The following is a 19,086-nucleotide window of genomic DNA, read 5'->3' as shown; positions in this document are numbered from 1 at the left end:
AAACCTTTCAAGTGCCAGGTTTCAAGTGGCAAGGGCTCATGGAATTCAGCCGGCCCGATGTCGACACGTCCTAGCGCGAAAACCCGTGCAGCCGGGCCAGCAGCCATTGCAGCGGATTGTTGACGAATGCCTTGGTGACGAAGCTGTCGTGGGCAGCGTCGGAGGCGAGCAGAGCGATGGTGCCGGCTTCCAGCCGCCGCGGCGGATCGGCGCTTGCATTGATGCCCATGAGTGCCAGCGCCTGCCTGATCTCGGCATTGCCCGAGGCCGAGGATTTGCCATAAGCGCTGACGAAGAAACTCTTGCTGTGATGCGCGATCCAGTCGGCGAAGATGTCGGCTTCGTCGAACACGGCGTCGAGCAGGATGACGCCGAGCAGGCGGCCGCCAATGTCACCGTTCCCAAGCACGGAAGCGGCCGGATTGTAGCCGCCGCTATAGGCGACCAGCACCACCGGCATGGCATCGAATTTCGACGCCTTGGCGCCGGTCAGCCTGGCCAGGCCTTGCGCCGCCTCGGCCATGAACCCGGAAAAATAGCCGGGCGTCCAGAAATTGCCGGCGCTGGAATCCTGCGCATCGCGGGCAAATTGCGGCGCCACCAGCACGGCGTTGAGGCCCGAAGCGTCGACCTGCGCGACCACGCGCTGGCGCCCGACCACGTCGCGCTGCAAGGTCGCGCCGTTGCCGTGGAGGAACACGACGATGACAGCAGGCTTGGCGGCATCAAAACCTTTGGGAATCGCGAGCAGCGTCGAGCGGTCGGAATAGGTCTCGTCTTCCCAATAGATTCCCCCACGCGGCGAGGTATGGCCGTGGCGGCCGTTCGCATCGACGTCGAGAAACGGCGCGGAGCCGTCGGGCAGCTTGCCCCGGTACGGAAACGGCGATGCCTTGAACGGCACGACGGTCGAGATCGCCTTGTGCAAGCGCGCCCCCTGGCTTGCCGCTGGAAACGCCGCCGTGGCCAGCAGTCCGGCGACGATGGCGCGCCGGTCCGGCATCAAGCGGGCACCACCCGGAGAGCCGGCGCCCTTGATGGCAACATCACCGCGAAGAAGGCCGGAATGGCGACGAGATAGGCCATCGCTGCCCATTGCAGCACCGCGCTCAGCCCGAAGCTGGTGGCGACGATCGGCACCGCGGCCGAGCCGATCACCGAGAAGCAGCCATTGATGCCCCACGCCCAGACGAACAAATGCTCCTTGCCGAGCCGCGCCAGCCAGGTCATGGCGGTGGCCATCGGCATGCCCATCAGGAAGGCCGGCGGCGACACCAGCAGAAAGCAGAGCAGCAGCCGCACGGCATAGGGATAGGCGCCGATCCGATCGAGCACCGGCGACAGATAGAACCCGTAAACCAGCAGCAGCGCGCAGACGGCCAGCAGCACCATCGGCAGCAGCGTCCTGGCACGGTCGAAGATGCGCTCGGCGAACAGGCTGCCGAGGCCGGAAAACACCAGCATCGAGGAGATCAGCACCGAGGCCGAAACGGTCGGGTTGGCCAGCGCCACGGTGAAGCGGCTGATCAGCCCGACCTCGACCATGATATAGCCGAGGCCGAGGCACGCGAAATAGAGGATGGTGCCGAGCTTGCCGCGCGAGCGCGAGAACACGATGCGCCAGCCGAAGATCACCGGCAGCAGCACCAGCGACGCCGCCGTGATGCAGGCAATGCCGAGCGTCGCCCAGATCAGGAGATAGCCCCAATCGTCCTGGAACAGGTCGAGCCGGTCGAGCGTGCGCGGCAGGTCGGCGACCTTCACATAGGCCGCGAAATACGGCTGGTCGTTGCTCAGCGCACGCGCGTCGAAGACATAGTCGCCGGCGAGCTTTTCCCAGCCGCCGGTCAGAAGCGCGTGCCAGGTCATGCGCTGCAGTTCCGTCGCCGGCAACACCTGCGGGCCGGCACCGGCATCCGCGCAGGCATCGAGCGTCGGATCGGCGGGTGCGGTCGGATCACAATCGGGATTTGCGGGCGTGGTCGGGTCGGCGGGCGCCGACGCATCGGCGGGTTGGGTGAGCGTCGCGTCCTGTCCGCTGCCGAAGATCGACGCGCGGTAATCATCGAGTACCTTTTGCGCCCCCGAGCCCTCATAAACCATTCCTGGATAATAGACTTCCTCCCAGGACATCGATTTGGTGTAGTCGCGCAGCGTCTTGATTTCGGTTTCCGTGAAGCCGCCGCGCTTGAACAGCACCGTCGTGGTGGAGAGATAGCTAGACACGGCGAAGACGTCGTTGGCCGCGCCTTGGCGGTCGAAAAGCTCTGCCGCTTCGGCGGCGGTCGAATAAAGCTTGAGCACCGATTTCGGCGGCTCTTCCTTGTTCCACAAGGTGATCGACAGCACGCCGCCATCGGCAAGCGCGTGCATGTAGCTCAGCATCGCCTCACGCGTGTAGGCGTATTTCTCCGAAATGGCAAAGCCGCCGGGATTGGACAGGCCGACGCTATCGGCCAGGCTGAGGTCGATGACGTCGTAGCGCTCGGCCGTGTTGGCGAGGAACAGCCGCCCGTCATAGTCGATCACCTTGAGCTGCGGCTCGGCCAGTATATTGCCGGTGACATCCCTGAGGATCGGATCGCGGAAGGCCCGCAACGTCATCGGGTTGCTCTCGGCGACGGTCACCGAGGTCGAACCGGCATTGAGTGCGGCCTGCGTGGAGATACCGCCGCCGAACTGCACGACGAATGTCTTTGGCTTGTCCTTGATGACATAGGGATAGTGCATCGGCAGATAGCGGAAATAGACCTGCTCGGCCGGCGCCAGGTTGCGCATTATGCCTTCCGGCCCATCGCCGTCGCGATACATGCCGACATAGGTGTTGGCCGGAACCTCGGGCATGCCGAAGGCGGCGTTGTCGCTTAGGCCCGGCGCGAAATGCATGTAGGAGCTGGCATAGACCTGCAAATCGCCGAACGGCGAGACGCTGCGGTAGATGCGCTTGCCGTCCGGAAAATTGCGGGCATAGGCGACGCCCTTGTATGGCGAGACGGTGATGTCGGGTATGCCTGTAAGCCCGGGCAGCAAGAGGTAGCCTGATATCGACAGCGTCGCGACCACCACGCCCGCGACAACGCTCTTCCAGGCGCCGAACGCGGCGAACCACAGCAGCGAGCCGGCGGCCCACAAAAGCAGCGGCACGACGATGATGGTTTCAGGCGCGAACAGATACAGCGACACCAGCACGACGAGGCCGGCAAGCCCCGAGCCGGTCAGGTCGGCGAAATAGACGCGCCCGAAGGCGGTGCGGCTTTTCAGGAAGACGATGCCGAGGAAGAAGGCGCCGGCCAGGAACGGCAGGAGGTAGAGCAGGAAATTGGCGAGCAGCCGCCATTTCTGCTGGGGGTCGGAAACCAGGAAGATGGCATTGAACGGCACCGTCTGGGCGATGAGGTTGGCGCCGACGGCGAGCGGGCCGATCAGCAGCAGGGCCGCAGTCGCGGCCCCTTGCCAGTGGCGGTCGAACCAGCCCTTGCCGGCGAAGATGACGACGCTGGACAAGGAGAAACCAAGCATGGCGAGGCTGACCACCAGCGATCCGAAATGCGACCAGCTGCCCACGGCGAACACGCGCATGACGGCGATCTGCAGGGCGATGATGGCGCCGGCGATCAGCCCGACGGCGAGATAATGCGCAAGCCGTGGCGCCTCCAGCGAGGCGATGCCTGGTCGAGAGATCGATGCGACGGCTGTCATTCAGGCCCCTCGATACGAAATTCAGCAAGGCCGGTGCCGCCGCGCGGCAACTCAGCCGTTATGCGTGCCGACGATCTGGTCGCCTTCCAGCTTGGTGAAGGGCACGAAAGGCACCACCTTGCCGTTGTAGATGTCCGAGCGGACGATGTTGAACGTGCCGTCGGCAAGCTGCTGCTTGATCACCTTGAGAACATGCTGGGCGCCCGGCGGACCGACGGGAATGACCATGACGCCATTGGGCTTGAGCTGCTGCAGCAGCGATGGCGGAATATGGTCGATGCCGCAGGTGACGATGATCTTGTCGAAAGGACCGACGCTCTCCCAGCCATAATAGCCGTCGGCATTGCGGCTGGTGACCGAACCGAACTCGCTGTAGCCGCGCTCGATCAGCCCGTCATAGGTACGGCGGGTGCGCTGCGCCAGCGGATTGATGATCTCGATCGTGTGCACCTTGTCGGTGAGGTTGGCCAGATAGGCCGACTGGTAGCCCGACCCGGTGCCGATCTCGAGCACGGCTTCGCCGAACTGCACGTCGATGGACGTCGTCATGCGCCCGACCAGGTGCGGGCCTGAAATCGTCACGCCGTAACCGATATCGAGGAAGGCGTGATCATAGGCGCGGCCCAGGTTCTGCGGCAGCACGAACTCCTCGCGCGGCGTCAACAGGAAGGCGCGCTTGTTGCGGTCGTCCAGCACGTCCTTGTTGTAGACCATGATCTGGAAGCGATCGAATCGCTCAGACAGCAACTTCGGATCCTCGCCACGATTGGCCACCATCCAGTCGATGAAGGACTTTTTATCCTTGAACGGCACCTCCGCATTGCGGTCATAGGGAACCGGCACGGCAGCCTTGACGGCTGCCGGAAGAATGGAAAACGCCGCGGCTCCCGCCGACAGCGCCAAGAAGTTCCGACGCTTCATGGAAAGCCTCCAAAGGTGACCTTTGCCACCTTGAAACCAAGCACTTGACCGGATTGCACCGCCTCCCAAAACGAGTCAATCGGCCGCCGGAAGTCGGTCCGCCAGGCCGAAAAATTGTGGCAGGACGGCAACAGTAGTCGCGGGCACCCGGTGGCGTTCGCGTCTGCGCGGCCGATCCATATCGGCGCGCCTCATTGCCGCGAGAGGCGCTCTATCGTCATTTTGCAAGGATTAGCAACGGCTGTTTTGCTTGACTCGACAGGCAAAAACAGGCAGCAAAACAGCCTTGGAAGGGCTGCAATACCGCGTGCATGGTCGTGGACGAGCCTTTTTCGGCACAAAGTCCACGTCTCTCGATTGGTTTTGAGAGGGATTGGTTAACCAACTTTGTCCATATTTTGAAGCAATCGGCAACTAACGACAGGCGCGGCAAACGCGTCGGGGACCACCTGGGATCACTCACAGAATGGTCGTCGCGGCTATCACAGCCGCGGACGTGGGAGCCGATTGGAGCAAGATTGGTTGCATGGCGTTCTTGAGTCGTAAAATTGTCGGGGACAGGCGTTGGAGCGGCGAGACCGCTGTCGAAGCGTCACGTGCCTCATCCTTCACCCCTGAACGGGTTGTCCCCTGGGTCGCTGTGCCAGGCGTCGGCGTTGCCGTCGGCCTATGGCTGATCGGCACCATGGCCGGCCTCAGCTCCGTCGGCGCCTCGCTCTCGGCGACGTCGGCCGGCATGCCGCAGACGCTGTCCATGCCGGGCACGCTCGCTCTCGCCGATCCGCTGAAACAGCATTTCCTCAGCTCTTCGGCGCCGTTCGTGATGGCCAATGCCCATGGCGGCGCGCAGGCGCTGCACGACCATGCCGTGCAGTGCGGCGCCAGCTGCTTCAAGCTGGCCGCGGTAACCTCCAAGGCGGAGAAAACCGCGCGCCTGGTGGCACAGGTCAAGCCAACGCCGGCGAAGTCGAAATCGCAGCAGCGCTTCGAGCTGATGGAAGCGTCGCTGTCGCCGACAAAGCTTGCCGCTGCCTTCGCCGGTGCGGGAAAGCCGGCGACCCCAGCCAGCACCCATCCCCTTATTACCAGCGCCGCCCCGCAAGTCACCGAGGCGTCTCTCGTGCCATCCGTCCAGGTCGTGGCCAGCCTGTCCAACGACATGCCGGCTCCGGCGGCGGAACGCTTCGCCCGCGCCGATATGGGTTCCGTCGTACAGACCGCACCGGCGCCGACGGGCTTTGCCCAGTCGGAAGCGCCTGACAACGCGCAACTGGCGCTTGCCCTCGTCGAGTCCATGCCGGTCGAGGACGAAGCCTTCGCCTCGCCACTGCCGATGACAGAATCCTCGCCCGATGTCGCGGTTGCACCGGTAGAGATCCAGCAGGAACAGCCAGGCGACGCGGCCTCGCTGCCGGATGCGCTTACGGGCGGCGTGCCGCTGCCGACCCGCCGCCCGCAATATGATGCGCCGCAGCCCACGATCGTGGAGAAGGACAAGCCGGCTCCGCAGCCCAAGGTCGTGGAGCAGGACAAGCCGGCTCCGCAGCCCAAGGCACTGCCACAGAAGCCCGCACCTCAGGCAAAGCCGGTCGAGGTGGCCAGGCAGCCTGCCCGCCAGGGCCGCTCCGGCGAAAACGGCGACGTGCTGGCCTATGCCAAGCCGGATACCCCTGCGGGCGGCCTCGGCCAGGCGTTCAGGAACCTGTTCAACGGACCCAGCGCCGGAAGCGGCGCCGGCCATGGCGTGGCCGTCTACGACATCAGCGCAAAGACCGTCTACATGCCGGACGGCCAGCGGCTCGAAGCGCATTCCGGCCTCGGCGCCATGGTCGACCAACCGCGCTATGTCCACGTGAAGGACCGTGGTCCGACGCCGCCCAACACCTACAATCTGTCGCTGCGCGAATCCCGCTTCCACGGCGTCGAGGCGATCCGCCTGACACCGACGAGCGGCGGCAACAAATACAACCGCAACGGCCTCCTCGCGCATACCTACATGCTGCGCGGCGGCCGCGCCGAATCCAATGGCTGCGTCGTGTTCAGGGACTATGCCCGCTTCCTCGCCGCCTTCAAGAAGGGCAAGGTTACACGCCTCGTCGTGGTGGATCGCCTGAAGGGATCGGCGACCCGGGTCGCGTCGAACGGAAGCGGCGCTTGAGATAAGGCAGAACCCACCGCCACCTCCTGACAGCCTTCTGTCAGGAGCGTGACGCGCCCGCCGGCCAGCCTTCATCGCGCTCTTTCCATTTTCGCCAAGACCTCCCATATTCGGGACATGGCCAAATCCCCCGATAAAAGAACGCCGCCGACGGCGGATGACGACCGCGCCGCGCCGAAGCGGCGCAGCCCGCTGACCGATTTCCTCGACGCCTCCGAGCCGCTGCACAAGGGCGGCTTCGCCGAGAAGCCGCAGGCCGGACTGACGGGCACGCCGCTGACCGGCTCGATCGCGGATTGGGCCGAGCAGATCGAACAGGAGGCTGAACGGGAGGGGCGCGCCGCGGGCAAAGGCGGTGGCGCCAAGTCGCCGAAGAAGATTCCCGAGCGCTCCGCCGCGCCGGGCCGTACGGCGCGCGGCACCTCGATGGGCGGCGCCGCGTCGGCCCGCGAACGCACGGCAGCCGGCCTCAATCCGGTCGCCGGGCTCGACATCTCGCTGGAAGAAGCCGAGACGATGTCGTCCAGTGGCGTCACCGCAACGGTGGCCGCGCTCTCGGCGCTGATCGAATCCGGCAATCCGCTGCACAAGGACGGCGTGCTGTGGACGCCGCACCGCCCTGCCCGGCCGGAAAAATCCGAAGGCGGCATCGCCATCAAGATGGTGTCGGACTTCGAACCGGCGGGCGACCAGCCGACCGCCATCAAGGATCTGGTCGAAGGCGTCGACAACAACGACCGTACGCAGGTGCTGCTCGGCGTCACCGGCTCCGGCAAAACCTTCACCATGGCCAAGGTGATCGAGGAGACGCAGCGGCCTGCCTTGATCCTGGCGCCCAACAAGACGCTGGCCGCGCAGCTCTATTCCGAGTTCAAGAAATTCTTCCCCGACAATGCGGTGGAGTATTTCGTCTCCTACTACGACTATTACCAGCCGGAAGCCTACGTTCCGCGCACCGACACCTTCATCGAGAAGGAATCCTCGATCAACGAGCAGATCGACCGCATGCGCCATTCGGCGACGCGTTCGCTGCTCGAGCGCGACGACGTCATCATCGTCGCCTCGGTGTCCTGCATCTACGGTATCGGCTCGGTCGAGACCTATACGGCGATGACCTTCCAGATGCAGATCGGCGACAGGCTCGACCAGCGCGCCCTGCTCGCCGACCTCGTTGCGCAGCAGTACAAGCGCCAGGACATCAATTTCGTGCGCGGCTCGTTCCGCGTGCGCGGCGACACGATCGAAATCTTCCCGGCCCACCTGGAAGACCGCGCCTGGCGCATCTCGATGTTCGGCGACGAGATCGAGGCGATCACCGAATTCGACCCGCTGACCGGCCAGAAGACCGGCGAGCTGAAGAGCGTCAAGATCTACGCCAATTCGCACTATGTGACGCCGCGCCCGACGCTGAACCAGGCGATCAAGTCGATCAAGGAAGAGCTCAAGCACCGTTTGGTGGAACTGGAGCGCGCCGGCCGTCTGCTGGAAGCGCAGCGACTGGAACAGCGCTGCCGCTTCGACCTCGAAATGCTGGAAGCCACCGGCTCCTGCGCCGGCATCGAGAACTATTCGCGCTATCTCACCGGCCGCCAGCCCGGCGATCCGCCGCCGACTTTGTTCGAGTACATTCCAGACAACGCGCTGGTCTTCATCGACGAAAGCCACGTCACCGTGCCGCAGATCGGCGGCATGTATCGCGGCGACTTCAGGCGCAAGGCGACACTGGCCGAATACGGCTTCCGCCTGCCCTCCTGCATGGACAACCGGCCGCTGCGCTTCGAGGAATGGGACGCCATGCGGCCCCTCTCGGTTGCCGTTTCGGCGACGCCGGGCGCCTGGGAAATGGAACAGGCCGGCGGCGTCTTCGCCGAGCAGGTGATTCGCCCGACCGGCCTGATCGATCCGCCGGTCGAGGTGCGCCCGGCCAAGAGCCAGGTGGACGATGTCGTCGGCGAAATCCGCGAGACGACCGCCGCCGGCTACCGCACGCTGGTCACTGTGCTGACCAAGCGCATGGCCGAGGACCTGACCGAATATTTGCACGAGCAGGGCGTGCGCGTTCGTTACATGCATTCCGACATCGACACGCTGGAGCGCATCGAGATCCTGCGCGATCTGCGGCTTGGCGCCTTCGACGTGCTGGTCGGCATCAACCTGCTGCGCGAAGGCCTCGACATTCCCGAATGCGGCTTCGTCGCCATCCTCGACGCCGACAAGGAAGGTTTTCTGCGTTCGGAGACATCGCTGATCCAGACCATCGGGCGCGCTGCCCGCAATGTCGACGGCAAGGTCATCCTCTACGCCGACCAGGTCACCGGCTCGATGGAGCGGGCGATGGCCGAGACCAACCGTCGCCGCGAAAAGCAGATGGAGTGGAACGCCGCCAACGGCATCACGCCGGAATCGGTCAAGTCGCGGATCTCCGACATCCTCGATTCGGTCTACGAGAAGGACCATGTCCGCGCCGACATCTCGCAGTTCACCGACGGCGCCGGCGCCATGATGGGCAACAATTTCAAGGCCCATCTCGACGCACTGGACAAGCAGATGCGCGACGCCGCTGCCAATCTCGACTTCGAGAAGGCGGCCCGCATCCGCGACGAGATCAAGCGGCTGCGCGAGATGGAACTGTCGATCTCCGACGATCCGCTGGCGCGCGAGGTGGAAGGCCAAAGTCCGGCCTCGGGCCGCGAAAAGGGCAAGCACAACAAGGGCGTGGCCAGACATCGTACGGCTGAGGAACAGGAGCGCTTCCGCAAGCTCGACCAGGCACGTGCCGCCGAGGAGGCGGCCAAGGCCGCCCGGCCCAACCTCTTCCGCAAGCCCGATCTCGACGAGATGGGCGCCGACGGCGCCGTGCCGGTGAAGAAGCCGCTGTTCGCCAAGCCGTCGCTGGACGATATGGGCCCCGGTACCGACATGCCGATGCCATCAGGCGCGGTGTCGCGCTCGCTGTTCAAGAAGCAGAGCGCGCAGGAAGCGCATGGTTCGGACTTCGGTATCCCGGGCGACGCGACCAAGCCGCTGTTCAAGAAGAACTCGCTCGACGAGATGACGGTACGGCGTACCGAGACGCCGATCGAAGGCGACAAGCCGGTCAAGCGCGAGCGAGCCGGCATCGGCTCCTACGAGGACCCGGGCGACGCCCGCCGCGAAAAGCGCCGGCCCGGGAAGACCGGAAGGCCGGGACGGTAGATCGCCTCTTCCTTCTCCCCCTGTGGGAGAAGGGAAAGCGCTCCGCCGTCGTACAATGTCCGCGGTCAAAGTCGGAACAGCCTCTGGACTATGCGCTCGCGCTTGCCGCCAGACGGCGGAAACGATACGCACGGCTGCGATACTGCCTCTGCACGCAAAACTCCCGCCGACCCACCACAACATGAAACCCAGAGACATCGCCGCCTACGTCTTCCTGGCCATAACCTGGGGCCTGTCCTTTCTTGTCCTGCTGAAGGTGGTGCACGCATTCGGCTGGGTCGGCGCGGTTACCTTGCGCGCGCTGAGTGCCGGCATCACGCTCTTTCTGCTCGCGGCAGCGACACGGCGCCGGCTGGATTTCAGCGCCGGCTGGCGGCATTTCGCGGTGGTCGGCGCGACGACCGTCGCGGCTCAGCTGATAGGCCTGTCCTATGCCACGCCGCGCATCGGCACGGCCATGGCGGCTATCCTGGTTGCCGCGATCCCGCTGTTCTCGATGATCATCGGGCAGCTCTGGGGGCTTGAGCGCATCACTGTTCGTGGCCTGGCCGGACTGCTGCTCGGCGTTGCCGGCATTGTCGTCCTGGTCGGCTTCCCCGCCGTTCCGGTCACCGCATCGTTTGCGATCGGCTGCGCCGCCTCGCTGTTCAGTTCGTTCTCGGCCGCCTTCGGCAGCAATTACGCCAATCGCCATCTGAGCTCGGCCGGCTCGCTGGAACTCACCAGCGCCGCCTTTCTGTTCGGTGGCCTGATGACGCTGCCGCCGCTGCTCGCCGTGCCGGTGCCGGCCATGCCGCGCCCTGTCGACTTCCTCTACCTGGCAATCCTGGCCTGCGTGATGAGCGCATTGACCTATGTCGTCTATTTCCGGCTGGTGGCCTCAATCGGCGCGACCAGGACGATCAGCGTCGAATTCGCTGTGACCACGATCGCCGTGCTGGCCGGAACGATCCTGCTCGGCGAGGCGCTGACCGTCATCCAGGGCTTCGGCGCGGCGGCAATCATCTGCGGCTGCATCCTGGTGCTGGACCCCTTCCCGCGCCGCGCGAAAGCGGTGGCCTTGCCATCAGCCCCGCCTTTGGTGTAGCCAGTCGTCACACTCGAACGTCTCGAAAGGAGGGCTCACGTGTTCACGTTTTTTCGTCACCATCGTCAGCGTGGCCCGATTTCTGCCCTGCGAGCTAGCTTGCAGGGCTGACCAGGGACGGTCCGGGTTTTTCCCGCTTCGATTTTTTGGTCTGCCCTTCGTGGTGCCGCAACGCCTGGCCTGATGGCCGGCACGCGCACCGTCAAAGTGCATTGAACCGGACTTTCCGGACAGACCAGAGAAATCGAAAATGGCCCTGATCAGCCTCAAATCCCTCGGCGTCACCATGAGTGCGCCGCTCTTCTCCAATCTCGACCTCAGCATCGGCACTGGCGACCGGCTCGGCATCGTTGCCGCCAATGGCCGCGGCAAGTCGACCTTGTTGAAATGCCTGACCGGCGAGCTGGAGCCGACAACAGGCGACATCACCCGCACGCGCGGCCTGCGGGTCGGCCATGTCGAACAGTCCGTTGCCCCCGCCCTGCTCGGCAGTACTTTTTACGAGGTGGTGGCGAATGCCTTGCCGCCGGAGCAGGCCGACAGCGAGATGTGGCGCGTCGACGTGGTCCTCGATTCGCTCGACGTGCCCGAGCCGATGCGCGAGCGGGCGATGCGGGCGCTGAGCGGCGGCTGGCAGCGGCTGGCGCTGATCGCCCGCGTCTGGGTCACCGATCCCGATGTGCTGCTGCTCGACGAGCCGACCAATCATCTCGATCTCGCCCGCATCAGCCAGTTGGAAACCTGGCTCAACACGCTGCCGCGCGACGTGCCTGTCGTCATCGCCAGCCATGACCGCGCCTTCCTCGACGCCACCACCAACCGCACGCTGTTCCTGCGTCCGGAACAGTCGCCGGTGTTTTCGCTACCCTACTCACGGGCCCGGGAAGCGCTGGACGAGGTCGACGCCTCGACCGAGCGAAAATTCCAGCGCGACATGAAGGTGGCGCAGCAATTGCGCCGGCAGGCGGCGAAGCTCAACAATATCGGCATCAATTCGGGCAGCGACCTGCTGACGGTCAAGACCAAGCAGCTCAACCAGCGCGCGGAAAAGCTCGAAGAGGCCGCCAATCCGGCGCATCGCGAAAAATCGGCGGGCGCGATCAAACTCGCCAATCGCGGAACGCACGCCAAGGTGCTGATCACACTCGACGACGCGGCGGTGGAAACGCCCGAAGGCACGCTGCTGTTCAGGACCGGCAAGCGTCACATCTGCCAAGGCGACCGCATCGTGCTGCTCGGCCGCAACGGCGTCGGCAAGTCGCGTTTCGTCAATCTGATCCACAACGCCATTGCCGAGCCGGATAGGGTGCCCAACGTCAAGGTGACGCCGTCGACGGTGCTCGGCTACAGCGACCAGGCTCTGTCCGGCATCAGCGGCGACGACACGCCGCTGGCGATGGTCTCGCGCCGTTACGATGTCGGCGAACAGCGCGCACGCTCGCTGCTCGCCGGCGCCGGCGTGGTCATCGAGATGCAGGAGAAAAAGATCGGCGTGTTGTCGGGCGGCCAGAAGGCGCGGCTGATGATGCTGGCGCTCAGGCTCGCCAACCCCAACTTCTACCTGCTCGACGAGCCGACCAACCATCTCGACATAGACGGCCAGGAAGCACTGGAGGAGGAGTTGCTGAAGCACCAGGCAAGCTGCCTGCTCGCCTCGCACGACCGCTCCTTCATCCGCGCCGTCGGCAACCGCTTCTGGCTGATCGAGAAGCGGAAGCTGACCGAGGTCGAAGACCCGGAGAGTTTCTTCCGCGAGGTGGCTGAAGGAACCGGCTGAGCGGCGAGGAAGATGCGTTGCCGATGAAGTTTCGGCCTGTCATTGACAGGGCGCACCTTTGGTATCATTTCATGAGACGTACTCTTGATTCCTGGAACGTATCGTGTCATGGTACGTCCGTCGGAACCCACGGATGATACGCTCGTTCAAGGACAAGACCAGCCAAGCCGTTTCGAACGGCAAGGCTCCAAAGGGCTTCCCTTCGGATCTTGTCCGACCGGCCCAACGGAAGCTGTACATGATCGACAACGCCGCCGAACTGTCAGATCTCAAGACGCCGGCAACAGGCTTGAGCCGTTGAAAGGCAACCGTGCCGGTCAGCATTCGATCCGCATCAACGATCAGTTTCGCATCTGCTTTCGCTGGGTGGATGGGCAAGCAGAAGATGTTGAAATAACCGACTACCATTGAAGGCAGGTCCCAAATGCTTGATATCAACCCGCCCATCCATCCCGGAGAAATTCTCCGCGAAGAGTATCTCATACCGCTTGGTCTGAAGCCTTACACGCTGGCCAAAAGCTGCATGTGCCGCGCACGCGCATCGAGCGCCTAGCCAGCGAGACAACACCGGTAACGCCCGATACCGCACTGCGCCTTGCGAAGTTTTTTGGGACCACGCCGCAGTTTTGGATGAACATGCAGGCAAGCTATGACCTCGCCGTCGAGGGGGAAGCCAAGAGAGCCGACCTTGAAACGATCGAACGATTGGAGACTGCTGCCTGACGCAAGCGCGCCGCGCCGGTATTAGAGAAAAATTCGACAATCTGTCGGATCGCCTGAACCTCTCCCGTCCTTGGGATGCCGACACGATGATGCCGGCGTCAACCCAGGGAGAAGTCATCATGTCCGTCCTTTCATCCATCGGCCGCATCGCAACCCGGTATGCCGCGGCGCGCGCCCGTCACCGCAGCGAACGCATCCTGTTGTCGCTGCCGGCCGAACTGCGCAAGGATATCGGCTTTCCGGAAATCTTCGATGCCCGCGACAGCCGTCGCGCGGCCACGTCCTCGGCCAAGGTCATATGACAATGGCCGGCCGGTGCCCGATGATCCGGCCGCCGCGAAAAATTTTCACGACCATGTAGGATTGGCGTCACCTCATCCGTCCTATGATCCGCAAGGCCATGCCAAACGTGAAGAGGAACACGAGAATGACCGACCAGACCCCGCCCGCGCCAAGGTACTTGGCGGATTGACCCCCTATCTGCAGGTCGACGGCGCCATCAAGGCCGCCGAATTCTACAAGAAGGCTTTCGGGGCCGAGGAAGTCTTTGCCTATCCGGCGGATGAAAAAGGCCGCACCATGCATATCCATCTCTACATCAACGGTTCGACGCTGATGCTCGGCGACGCCTATCCGGAACACGGCCATCCGCACCAGGCGGCGCAGGGCTATACGCTGCAGCTCCATCTCGGCAAGGACGATATCGACGCCTGGTGGAAGCGCGCCGTCGACGCCGGCTGCGAGATCGTCACGCCGCTGCAGGTGATGTTCTGGGGCGACCGCTGGGGCCAGGTGAAGGATCCCTTCGGCGTCGCCTGGGCAATGAACGCACCGACGGAATAAGCTTCAGTGAGCGCGCCCTCGCCGAGGGGGATGCGCCCAACCGCGCCGGGTCGTATCCCCGCCGACCCGGCGCCCTTTTCCAGCAAAGAGGAGACCGCCATGTCCTATGTCGATGGCTTCGTGCTTGCCGTGCCAAAGGCAAAACTCGACGACTACAAGAAACTGGCCAGCCTCACAGGCCCCATATGGATGGAACACGGCGCGCTCGCCTATGTCGAATGTGTCGGCGACGATGTGCCCTATGGCGAGCTGACCTCGTTTCCGCGCGCCGTCCAGGCCAAGGACGACGAGATCGTCGTTTTCTCCTGGGCCGTCTACAAATCCAGGCAGGATCGCGATGCTGTCATGGCCAAGGTGATGGCCGACCCGCGCCTGAAACCCGATTGGGGGGCCATGCCCTTCGACGCCAAGCGCATGATCTTCGGCGGCTTCCAGCCCTTCATGGAGCTTTGAGCAGCTGGCGCGACGCTATCTGACCGTCCGATCGTAGGCCTTGGCCGAAGCTTCGGCCAAGGGACTTCCGCCAATCCGCGAGCCGCGCGCTAATCCAGTCTGTCGAGCAGCGGCTTCAGCCGGTCGCCATAGCGCTTCCACAAATCGACCGAACCCTGGTACATCGGCTGGCGCACCTGCGCGGCGGATGCCGTGCGCACCGGCCTGTCGGTCTGGTGGAACGACAGCACGGCATCGTCCCATGGCAGACCGAGATAGTCGATCAGCGCCCGGCTCTGCCCATCCTGGTCGGCCACGAAATCCTCGTAGCGCACATCGTGCACGACGCCAGGCAGCACCTTGTGCCAATGCGCCATGATGTCGGTGTAGAGATTGTGGAAATCGGCGAGCTCGCCGAGGTCATAGCCATAGCGGTGGCTGTCGCCGCGGAAATGCACCTTGAAGATCGACAGGCATGTCGCCGCCGCATCGCGGGCGCAGTGGATGATCCTGGCCTTCGGCAGCATCATGCGGATGAAGCCGACGAGCAGGAAGTTGCCCGGCATCTTGTCGGTGACGTGGCGCATATGCGGATAGCGGGCATGCAGCATGTCGAGATAGGCCTGCCCCGCCTCCGCGAAATCGGTATCGTCGGTGTCGGCCACGCCCCAGGGGAAGCCGCCCGGCATGTCCGACGGGAACTGACTGCCGACCGCCGTCTTCAAGATGCCGAGCTCGCCCGCGCCATAAACCTGGGGGTGGCTGGCGATGATCTGTTCGACCAGCGTCGTACCCGAACGCGGCATGCCGACGACAAAGATCGGCGCATCGTCGGTGATCGGGCTCGGTCTGTGCTTTTCGAAGAAGCCGGCATCGAACACCGTCTTCATCGCCTCGAATTCGGCGCGCGTCTTCACCGGATCATAGTCGATGCCCTTGCGTCGGATGGCATTGCCCTCGGCGAAGTAGTCGAAGGCCTTGCCGTAATCCTTGAGATCGTCATTGGCCTTGCCGAGGCCAAACGACAGCTGCATGCGTGCCAGGCTGTCCTGAGGGGCCCTGGCGTGCTGCGCCTCCATGCCTGCCAATTCGGCGTCGCGCTCCTTCTGGCGCTTGACCTGCGTCAGCATCAGCCACGCGCGGGCCATGCCGGGCTGGATCGCCACCGCCTGCCGGAACAGATCCGCCGCTTCGTCGAGCTTGCCCTTCTCCATCAGCCCGACGCCCAGCCCGTGCAGCAGGTCCGCATCCTTGGGGCGAATGGTCAGGGCCTCCTGGAAGACAGCCAGCGCCTCGTCGAGGCGTCCGGCTTCCTGCAGGGTTTCGGCAAGCCCGATCCGCGCGCGCACGTGGAATGGATTGCGCTGCACCGTGCCGCGATAAATGTCCTCGGCCTCCTCGAACCGGCCGATCTGCTTCAGCGACGAACCGAGATTGTCGCGCGCCGCGAGCTGCTCCGGCCGCAGGTCCACCGCGCCGCGGAAGAAATCGATCGCCGCCGTGACGCGGCCGAGATCGCGCATCACCGTGCCGAGATTGTTGAGGAAGTCGGGGTTCGTCGGCTGCAGCTGAACCGACTGTTCCAGGAAATCCATGCCTTCTTCGCTGCGCCCGGTCTGGTGCAGCAGCAAGCCGAGGAAATGCGCCGCGGCCGCGTGTTTGGGCTGACGCGCCAGCACCTGCCGGTAGATTGCCTCAGCCTCTTGCCGCCGCCCGGCCTGATGCAGTTGCAGCGCCTGCTGCACATACTGGTCGAGGCCCAGCGGCGGCTGTCCGCCCGCCCCGGACTTGGCTGCTCCCGCACCCGCCGCTCTTCTCTGATCTCTGTTGATGGGACACCTGCCGTGTTTTCGCGCCTGCGGGACCTAAGCCATGCGGGAGAGAGATTCAAGGGTGCGGGCCGCGGCGCAACGGCCGGCGCCGCCTGTAAAGCGCGCAACCACAAGCCCATCGCGACGTTGAGCCTGCACACCCCACACGCAGGAGTTCGCGCAATGTCCCTCACCGCCTTTGCCATCAATTGCTCGCTGAAGGCCTCCGATGACAAGGAGAAATCGTCCACCGACAAGATCGTCGCCGATCTGCTCTCAGCCCTGAAGCCGCATGGCGTCAAGGGCGAGGTCGTGCGCGCCACCGATCATGACATCAAGCCCGGCGTGCTCTCCGACATGGGCAAGGGCGACGACTGGCCTGGTCTGCGCGAGAAGATCGTCGCCGCCGATATCTTCATCCTCGGCCTGCCGATCTGGTTGGGCCAGCCGTCGAGCGTCGCCAAGCGCGTCATGGAACGCATGGACGCCTTTCTGGACGAAACCGACGACAAGGGCCGCATGCCGGCGGCGGGCAAGGTGGCGCTGGTGGCGATCGTCGGCAACGAGGACGGCGCGCATCACTGCCACGCGGAATGCTTCCAGGCGCTGAACGACGTCGGCTTCACCATCCCCGCCAATGGCGGCGTCTACTGGGTCGGTGAAGCCATGGGCGACGTCAATTATGTCGACCTGCCGAAGACTCCCGACAAGGTCGCCGAAGCCATCGAAATGGCGGCTTCAAACGCCGCTCATCTGGCCGGCCTGCTCAAGACCAAAGCTTATGTCGGCGTAGAGGAATAACTGTAATTTCAGTTTCTTCGACAAGGGGAGAAGGTAAGTTCTCAACACGGCCCGTCGCCGACGATGCGATAGTCCGAGGCACGGGCCTCGCAGGCATCGGGGAAGGTGCGCATCTCGCCATGCCGGCGGCCGCACACCGGCGCGTATTCACGCGTGCAGAAGGCCTGCTCGCCGCCACCACCACCACCGTCGCGGCAGGGGCCATCGCGCACGATGCGGTAACCCGCCCTATTGGCAAGGCAGGCATTGGCGAAGGTCTGGCGATCGCCGCCGCGCCGGGCGCAGACCGGCTCGTACTGCTTGGTGCAGAATTGCGGTTCGGGGCGCGGCGGACGCGGGCGCGGTCGGGAAGTGACAGCGGGATCAGCCACGTCCCGCCGCGCGTCGCCGGCATCATCGCTCCTGGCCCATGCATGACCGGGGCTGTGGGCCGATGACCCCTCGGCCAACGAAGCCTATCTGCGGCCGGTCGACGCTTTGATCGGTCGATTTATGCGTCGGGATGCGCCCATGGCGGCGGCCCGCGGCGCTATCTTGCAACCTTCACGTTTCCGTGCGATAAATTCTGTGTTCGGGCATTTGCGACCCGGAGAGCGGAACGTTTTGGACGACCTTTCCCCGATACTGTGAATCTCTGACGGCCCCGTTTTTCGGCGGGGGGTTTGACCATGCGCCAATGCATGACTGCCGAAAGCAACCACCAGGAACTGCCCTCGACGCCAGGTGGCGGGCAGGACCACCAAGACTGAACGGGTGAAGGAGTTTCCCCAATGGCCCAGACCGGCACCGTTAAATTCTTCAATGCGACCAAAGGCTTCGGTTTCATCACGCCCGACGGCGGCGCCAAGGACGTGTTCGTCCACATTTCAGCGATCGAGGCCTCGGGCCTGCGCACGCTCGTCGACGGCCAGAAGGTCACCTTCGACGTCGAGCCGGACCGCATGGGCAAGGGCCCGAAGGCGGTCAACCTGCGCGCAGCCTGAGCGATCGGCGCGCCGCACGTCCCAGGGGATGGGCGAACGAGGAGCTTGACCAGCACCTGGGCAGGCAAACAGATTTTGAAAGGCGCGGCGGTTTTCGCCGCGCCTTTTTCATGTCAGCAGTGCAGCATAAATAGATGTTACCCGGAGTTTCATCTGGATCCGGGCCAATGACGCGCATCATAACAAGCACTTAAAGCGCGGCGGGCTTTAAGTGCCCGCAAAACTTTCTCTTGCCGATGACGCTAAAATAAAGGACAAATTTCCTCTCGGGCATTTGCCGGCCCGAGACTGGAGTTTATGGGATCAAAGGAGCTTCCCATGCCGCAGACCGGCACCGTCAAATTCTTCAACCATGCCAAGGGCTTCGGCTTCATCACACCGGATGATGGCGCGAAGGATGTCTTCGTGCATATTTCGGCCGTGCAGGCGTCGGGTCTTCCCGGTCTCGAAGATGGGCAGAAAGTGACATTCGACACCGAGCCGGATAAGCGCGGCAAGGGACCCAAGGCCGTCAACCTGTCGGTCGGCTGAGCCGGCTTCAGATCGACGCCGGCTCCGGCAGGTCAGGTCCGCGCCCCGCGGGCGCGGCTTGTGACGCCGTGAAAGAATATTTGTGGTCAAAATTTCGTTCAGCCCCCGTTCAGCCACGGTCTCAT

15 protein-coding genes and 2 pseudogenes are annotated in these 19,086 nt (G+C 64.0%); 12 read left to right on the top strand and 5 right to left on the bottom strand.

Features of this window, described 5'->3' with window-relative positions; translation table 11 throughout:
* Nucleotides 1–70 precede the first annotated feature (70 nt).
* Genes EJ077_RS07210 through EJ077_RS07200 form a run of 3 tightly spaced genes read right to left on the bottom strand, consistent with a single transcriptional unit; the run spans nt 71 to nt 4,620 of the window.
* Nucleotides 71–1,003 (bottom strand): hypothetical protein, encoded by a 933-nt coding sequence (locus EJ077_RS07210; RefSeq protein ID WP_208700762.1) that lies wholly within the window; start codon nt 1,001–1,003, stop codon nt 71–73.
* Nucleotides 1,003–3,699, bottom strand: a complete 2,697-nt coding sequence (locus EJ077_RS07205) for a hypothetical protein (protein WP_208700760.1) — start codon at nt 3,697–3,699, stop codon at nt 1,003–1,005. The genes EJ077_RS07210 and EJ077_RS07205 overlap by 1 nt, the downstream gene beginning before the upstream one ends.
* A 51-nt stretch (nt 3,700–3,750) precedes the next feature.
* A complete protein-coding gene (locus EJ077_RS07200) occupies nt 3,751–4,620 on the bottom strand; it encodes a protein-L-isoaspartate O-methyltransferase family protein (RefSeq protein ID WP_208700758.1) in 870 nt (289 codons plus the stop codon).
* A gap of 526 nt (nt 4,621–5,146) precedes the next feature.
* Here EJ077_RS07200 and EJ077_RS07195 point away from each other — a divergent pair.
* The 9 genes and pseudogenes from EJ077_RS07195 (at nt 5,147) to EJ077_RS07155 (ending at nt 14,856) form a co-directional block, all read left to right on the top strand.
* The gene (locus EJ077_RS07195; protein ID WP_208700756.1) at nt 5,147–6,778 is read left to right on the top strand and encodes a DUF2778 domain-containing protein; all 1,632 of its coding nucleotides are present in this window, start codon (nt 5,147–5,149) and stop codon (nt 6,776–6,778) included.
* A 117-nt stretch (nt 6,779–6,895) separates the two neighbouring features.
* Entirely contained in the window at nt 6,896–9,973 is a 3,078-nt protein-coding gene (uvrB, locus tag EJ077_RS07190; protein ID WP_208700754.1) for an excinuclease ABC subunit UvrB, read from the top strand.
* A 181-nt stretch (nt 9,974–10,154) separates the two neighbouring features.
* Nucleotides 10,155–11,060 carry a DMT family transporter gene (locus EJ077_RS07185; protein WP_208700752.1) on the top strand — a complete coding sequence of 302 codons (906 nt, stop codon included), beginning with the start codon at nt 10,155–10,157 and terminating at the stop codon, nt 11,058–11,060.
* A gap of 250 nt (nt 11,061–11,310) precedes the next feature.
* Nucleotides 11,311–12,837 (top strand): ABC-F family ATP-binding cassette domain-containing protein, encoded by a 1,527-nt coding sequence (locus EJ077_RS07180; RefSeq protein WP_208700750.1) that lies wholly within the window; start codon nt 11,311–11,313, stop codon nt 12,835–12,837.
* Between the two features lie 133 nt (nt 12,838–12,970).
* Nucleotides 12,971–13,248: pseudogene (locus tag EJ077_RS07175) on the top strand (type II toxin-antitoxin system RelE/ParE family toxin).
* Nucleotides 13,249–13,261: 13 nt separating this feature from the next.
* Nucleotides 13,262–13,560, top strand: a pseudogene (locus EJ077_RS07170) (HigA family addiction module antitoxin).
* A 119-nt stretch (nt 13,561–13,679) separates the two neighbouring features.
* Nucleotides 13,680–13,862 (top strand): hypothetical protein, encoded by a 183-nt coding sequence (locus EJ077_RS07165; RefSeq protein WP_023770253.1) that lies wholly within the window; start codon nt 13,680–13,682, stop codon nt 13,860–13,862.
* A gap of 166 nt (nt 13,863–14,028) precedes the next feature.
* Nucleotides 14,029–14,403, top strand: a complete 375-nt coding sequence (locus tag EJ077_RS07160; RefSeq protein WP_208702928.1) for a VOC family protein — start codon at nt 14,029–14,031, stop codon at nt 14,401–14,403.
* A gap of 99 nt (nt 14,404–14,502) precedes the next feature.
* The gene (locus EJ077_RS07155; protein ID WP_208700748.1) at nt 14,503–14,856 is read left to right on the top strand and encodes a DUF1428 domain-containing protein; all 354 of its coding nucleotides are present in this window, start codon (nt 14,503–14,505) and stop codon (nt 14,854–14,856) included.
* An 89-nt stretch (nt 14,857–14,945) separates the two neighbouring features.
* Here EJ077_RS07155 and EJ077_RS07150 read toward each other — a convergent pair whose 3' ends face one another.
* Nucleotides 14,946–16,580 (bottom strand): tetratricopeptide repeat-containing sulfotransferase family protein, encoded by a 1,635-nt coding sequence (locus EJ077_RS07150; protein WP_208700746.1) that lies wholly within the window; start codon nt 16,578–16,580, stop codon nt 14,946–14,948.
* A gap of 249 nt (nt 16,581–16,829) precedes the next feature.
* Here EJ077_RS07150 and EJ077_RS07145 point away from each other — a divergent pair, with 249 nt between their 5' ends.
* Nucleotides 16,830–17,447, top strand: coding sequence for a flavodoxin family protein (locus EJ077_RS07145; RefSeq protein WP_208700744.1), 618 nt, complete (start codon nt 16,830–16,832; stop codon nt 17,445–17,447).
* Between the two features lie 41 nt (nt 17,448–17,488).
* Here the strand turns inward: EJ077_RS07145 and EJ077_RS07140 are convergent, their stop codons facing one another.
* The gene (locus tag EJ077_RS07140) at nt 17,489–17,818 is read right to left on the bottom strand and encodes a Kazal-type serine protease inhibitor domain-containing protein (RefSeq protein WP_245458658.1); all 330 of its coding nucleotides are present in this window, start codon (nt 17,816–17,818) and stop codon (nt 17,489–17,491) included.
* A 399-nt stretch (nt 17,819–18,217) separates the two neighbouring features.
* Here EJ077_RS07140 and EJ077_RS07135 point away from each other — a divergent pair, with 399 nt between their 5' ends.
* Both EJ077_RS07135 and EJ077_RS07130 read left to right on the top strand, forming a co-directional pair.
* A complete protein-coding gene (locus EJ077_RS07135; protein ID WP_006202520.1) occupies nt 18,218–18,430 on the top strand; it encodes a cold-shock protein in 213 nt (70 codons plus the stop codon).
* Between the two features lie 318 nt (nt 18,431–18,748).
* Complete coding sequence (locus EJ077_RS07130; RefSeq protein ID WP_008877668.1) at nt 18,749–18,961, top strand: cold-shock protein; 213 nt, start codon at nt 18,749–18,751, stop codon at nt 18,959–18,961.
* Nucleotides 18,962–19,086: the final 125 nt, after the last annotated feature.

Origin of the sequence: Mesorhizobium sp. M8A.F.Ca.ET.057.01.1.1 (assembly GCF_003952565.1) — a bacterium.
In the GTDB taxonomy this organism is placed as follows: Bacteria; Pseudomonadota; Alphaproteobacteria; order Rhizobiales; family Rhizobiaceae; genus Mesorhizobium.
The sequence above is the reverse complement of the archived record's forward strand: the minus strand, read 5'-3'. Positions and strand labels throughout refer to the sequence as shown.

What these genes read in the sequence shown, in the direction of transcription:
- EJ077_RS07210 (WP_208700762.1), bottom strand. Translation starts at nt 1,003, where the DNA reads ATGCCGGACCGGCGCGCCATCGTCGCCGGACTGCTGGCCACGGCGGCG.
- EJ077_RS07180 (WP_208700750.1), top strand. Translation starts at nt 11,311, where the DNA reads ATGGCCCTGATCAGCCTCAAATCCCTCGGCGTCACCATGAGTGCGCCG.
- EJ077_RS07205 (WP_208700760.1), bottom strand. Translation starts at nt 3,699, where the DNA reads ATGACAGCCGTCGCATCGATCTCTCGACCAGGCATCGCCTCGCTGGAG.
- EJ077_RS07130 (WP_008877668.1), top strand. Translation starts at nt 18,749, where the DNA reads ATGCCGCAGACCGGCACCGTCAAATTCTTCAACCATGCCAAGGGCTTC.
- EJ077_RS07200 (WP_208700758.1), bottom strand. Translation starts at nt 4,620, where the DNA reads ATGAAGCGTCGGAACTTCTTGGCGCTGTCGGCGGGAGCCGCGGCGTTT.
- EJ077_RS07155 (WP_208700748.1), top strand. Translation starts at nt 14,503, where the DNA reads ATGTCCTATGTCGATGGCTTCGTGCTTGCCGTGCCAAAGGCAAAACTC.
- EJ077_RS07165 (WP_023770253.1), top strand. Translation starts at nt 13,680, where the DNA reads ATGTCCGTCCTTTCATCCATCGGCCGCATCGCAACCCGGTATGCCGCG.
- EJ077_RS07195 (WP_208700756.1), top strand. Translation starts at nt 5,147, where the DNA reads ATGGCGTTCTTGAGTCGTAAAATTGTCGGGGACAGGCGTTGGAGCGGC.
- uvrB (WP_208700754.1), top strand. Translation starts at nt 6,896, where the DNA reads ATGGCCAAATCCCCCGATAAAAGAACGCCGCCGACGGCGGATGACGAC.
- EJ077_RS07145 (WP_208700744.1), top strand. Translation starts at nt 16,830, where the DNA reads ATGTCCCTCACCGCCTTTGCCATCAATTGCTCGCTGAAGGCCTCCGAT.
- EJ077_RS07185 (WP_208700752.1), top strand. Translation starts at nt 10,155, where the DNA reads ATGAAACCCAGAGACATCGCCGCCTACGTCTTCCTGGCCATAACCTGG.
- EJ077_RS07135 (WP_006202520.1), top strand. Translation starts at nt 18,218, where the DNA reads ATGGCCCAGACCGGCACCGTTAAATTCTTCAATGCGACCAAAGGCTTC.